The organism is Microcystis sp. LE19-84.1B, from assembly GCF_027531875.1.
Taxonomy (GTDB): Bacteria; Cyanobacteriota; Cyanobacteriia; order Cyanobacteriales; family Microcystaceae; genus Microcystis; species Microcystis panniformis.
Window position 1 is genome coordinate 1 of record NZ_JAPZSR010000219.1, and the last position, 3566, is coordinate 3566.

Below are 3566 nucleotides of genomic sequence, written 5' to 3' on the forward strand. Positions count from 1 at the left end.
TATCCGATGACTTTGTAAGAGCAGGATTAGGATCTGTAAGGTCAAATAGCTCGCCTCGCTAAGGTTCGCCTGTAAACAAGCCTGATAGAATGAAGGTAACATTTTAAAATTTTGAGTGGTTGTCCTAACCACTCTATTTCTGGTTCTTCGGTTTTTGTTATGCAATGGACGGGGTTATAAGGAATGAAACCCTTATAGAGAGAGACATTGCCGCAATTTTTGTCAATTGTTTGCGATCTGGAGCGAACTAATCAATTAAATCTCTTGCCAGATAAGGATTTAGTCGATTTATGCCCCCAGAGCGAACCATACCAAGTCCCGAAAAGCCGTTAACAGTTTTCCTGCAAATAAGTAGTAAGAATTTTACCTAATAATTCCATTTGTTCATTGATCGCAATCTGTTCATTGCACCACAGGCGCTCTAATATTAGTCCATTAATAACGCTGACAACTAACCAAGCTACACTCGGATCGCTAATACCTAAAATCTTGATTACTGCCTGATGATAGCGGCGATCAACGCGCTCAAAAAGTTGACTACGACTCAGTTCTTCTCGTCCTTGGTATTGAGAATAATCAATCCATAAGAATAATTGTTTGATGCAGGAATCCTCGCGATTAGTCATAAATTGTCCGAGAATTTTTAGCTTTTCTATCAGGGTTTTTCCTCGATCAATCTCAGCTTTAGCTAATAAAACATCCTCTCGGCACATCTCCTCGACTAATTGCTCGAAAAGTGCCGCTTTACTGGGAAAGTAGTGGTACAGCGTTCCCGTGGACACTCCCAATCCTTGCGCTAATTCTCTCGTCGTCATGTCAGCATAGCCTTTTTCGGCAAAGAGTTCGGCACTTTTTAAGAGGAGTTCTTTTCGGTATTGTTCTACATCTACTATCTTAGGCATAAGTTTAATATCGAACGTTCGTTATATTTTAGCTTAATATTACTATGAATGGGGAAATGGGCTGTCCCTTTGCCTGTATGCTAGAAAGAGGAGCTAATTCGTTATTGAGCGAGCTTTTTCGCAAGGATTGACAGTATGGGTAATATTCACGAGCAGTTATTAGAGGAATTAGCCGAAGTGGAGTGGAGTGACTTGATCCCCCATGCTCAAAGGGATGCGCTGATCCTGGTTTCCGATTCCCTCAATTTAATCGAAGTGGCAGAAGCGATCGCTGGTGATCAGGTTGCTCAAGTGCAGAATTGGATCGGGGAAAAACTACTAGAAAAACCGACACAAGAGCAGTTAAGCGATTGGAATTCCCATCCCGATAACCTTTTTAATACACTAATCGTGCAACCTTTTGTGTTAATTCAGACCATAGCTTAGATGAAAAAATAGGAATTGTTGAAAAACTTGGCTCTTCTAGAGTAGTTAGGGACTTGCGCTTTGATAATGTACCATCTGGCTGGTCTGGTTCTTCTAGAGAGCGATTTTCTGGCTGGGATATTATTCCTACGCAAGTCCCTTATGATGTATAGCAATTCAATTTGAGACGTAAATAAGTCCTGCTATGGTAAAATAGAGAAGTTGTGTCAAGAAATGAAAGAAAAAAGGATCTTCGTTACTTGGTCTGGTTCGATAGGGGGGCATAAATCGACTAAATCCTTATCTGGCAAGAGATAATTGATTAGTTCGCTCTAGATCAAAAACAATTGACAAAAATCCCCAAACATTGCTATGAAGATCCCTGTGCCGTGAAATAGTTGATAAACACTAGCGTTGTTTTGTACCATACCAGTCATTATTTCGACGATTATGACTAATTTCTCCAATCAAAGTCTAAGCAACCGCTCGTTTGCAGGAGAAAACCTTGCAGGAGCAAACTTTCGCAATGCCGATATTCGCGGTTGTGATTTCACCAATGCCAACCTCGAAGGAGCCGATTTTTCAGGTGTAAGGACAGGTAAAAGTCTCAGGCAACAGGTTATTCTGATTTCGTGTGTGATTACAGAAACACTTATTTCTATTGCAGTCGCTATCTTCGCCTTTGGGGTTTTGGCTACATTTATATTTGAAAAAATTTTTGCGAATGTAACCACATTTAACGGTTTATTTGCAGGATGTGTTGCGTTTGGGAGTGGGGTTTTATTGTGTTTTTTGTATTTATTATTTCGCCTGATTACAAAAACACACCATAAGGATTTGCCAATGGGTCAATCCATAGTTGCTGTGTTTGTGGGAGTAATTATAATTTTAGGAAAGATGGGATTTGGAGAATTTATAAAAGGGAATATTTTTGGAGGAATTTTTTACTTTAGTCTAGCCATATTTTGCAGTTGGCTAACATGGTTTGGAATTGTATTGGCAGTTCGTACATTTCAACGAGCAACAGGAACATCGTTCACCAAGGCAAATCTTTCCTACGCTCAGTTTATTCAATCCACGTTAACTGGTTGTGACTTTTCCAATTCTGATATCAGTAACGCTAAATTTTACAAAGCAAACTTACGAAATTCTGTTTTAACTAACATCAATGCTGACGGTACAGATTTTTCAGGTGCAATCTTTAAGGGAGCGTACATTCAGAATTGTAGAATCAATGATAATACAAAATTCGATGATGTTATTTGGAGTAGAAAAGCAAAGACTGGATGGCTTGATTTCTCCAATCAAGATCTACGGAATTACTCATTTAAAGATGATCAAAACTTAGTAGGAGCAAACTTTCGCAATGCCGATATTCGCGGTTGTGATTTCACCAATGCCAACCTTGAAGGAGCCAATTTTTCAGGTGTGAAGGCGGGACGAAGCCGCACTCAAGAAATTATTTTAATGGCAGTTGTCTTTGGGATTCTGATTCAGGGAGTGTTTGCTAGTGCGGTAGCGTTTAAGTTTGTAAATGCTTCTTTAATTGAGTTTGCTGGTGCAGTTGTGGGTTCTCTTATATTTTCATTGGGAATCACTTTTACATTTTTGTTCATATTCTCGTTAGCACCAATATTTGATAATGTGCTATCGGTATTACTTTTTTCTCCGGTTATGTATGTGGCTATGGATGGGTTCGCATTTGCGTCAATAGCTACGTTTAATGAATTTACAAAAGGAAGCTTTCTTTGGGGAATTTTTATTGCTGTTATAGCCTTATTTCTTGCGTTGGTGTTATATTTCATCTTCTATGGAATAATTTTAGAATTTCAGAAGATATTGGGGACATCCTTTAGTAAAACAAACTTGTTAGATGCTCAGTTTAGTCAATCCATACTAAGTAATTGTGACTTTTCTAATTCTGACCTCACAAATGCTACATTCCACCGCGCAAAACTACAAAATGTTAACCTCGCTAATGCTAAAGCTCACGGAACGGATTTTTCGAGAGCAAAGTTCAAAAATATCAATATTCAAAATTGGAGTATTGATGCGGATACCAATTTCAATGATGCCATTTTGAGTCAAGAGCTTATTACTACATTGCTTGACTCCTCTAACTGAGAGGGGGACAAGCGAGCTAGAAGGTAGATAGGGCAAGCGATATAGCTCTTTGTCCTTTGATGTAATCCTTCAACCGATAGCGGCTAATTTGCATTAGCTCTTCTATATTTTTTTGGAACATTTGATGTAGCTGTA

The 3566-nt window shown here is 38.8% G+C and carries 3 protein-coding genes; 2 read left to right on the top strand and 1 reads right to left on the bottom strand.

The window, feature by feature from the left end:
• Positions 1-329: 329 nt before the first annotated feature.
• Positions 330-902: a TetR/AcrR family transcriptional regulator gene (locus O9324_RS12780; RefSeq protein ID WP_288140384.1), complete on the bottom strand. Its 573-nt coding sequence runs from the start codon at positions 900-902 to the stop codon at positions 330-332.
• A 135-nt stretch (positions 903-1037) separates the two neighbouring features.
• Here O9324_RS12780 and O9324_RS12785 point away from each other — a divergent pair, with 135 nt between their 5' ends.
• Both O9324_RS12785 and O9324_RS12790 read left to right on the top strand, forming a co-directional pair.
• Positions 1038-1328: a DUF2288 domain-containing protein gene (locus tag O9324_RS12785; protein WP_002745388.1), complete on the top strand. Its 291-nt coding sequence runs from the start codon at positions 1038-1040 to the stop codon at positions 1326-1328.
• A gap of 429 nt (positions 1329-1757) precedes the next feature.
• Positions 1758-3431, top strand: a complete 1674-nt coding sequence (locus tag O9324_RS12790) for a pentapeptide repeat-containing protein (RefSeq protein ID WP_288140385.1) — start codon at positions 1758-1760, stop codon at positions 3429-3431.
• The last annotated feature ends 135 nt before the right edge of the window (positions 3432-3566 follow it).

Bases quoted from the DNA above. Each gene is read 5' to 3' on its own strand.
- O9324_RS12780 (WP_288140384.1), bottom strand. From the start codon at position 902: ATGCCTAAGATAGTAGATGTAGAACAATACCGAAAAGAACTCCTCTTA.
- O9324_RS12785 (WP_002745388.1), top strand. From the start codon at position 1,038: ATGGGTAATATTCACGAGCAGTTATTAGAGGAATTAGCCGAAGTGGAG.
- O9324_RS12790 (WP_288140385.1), top strand. From the start codon at position 1,758: ATGACTAATTTCTCCAATCAAAGTCTAAGCAACCGCTCGTTTGCAGGA.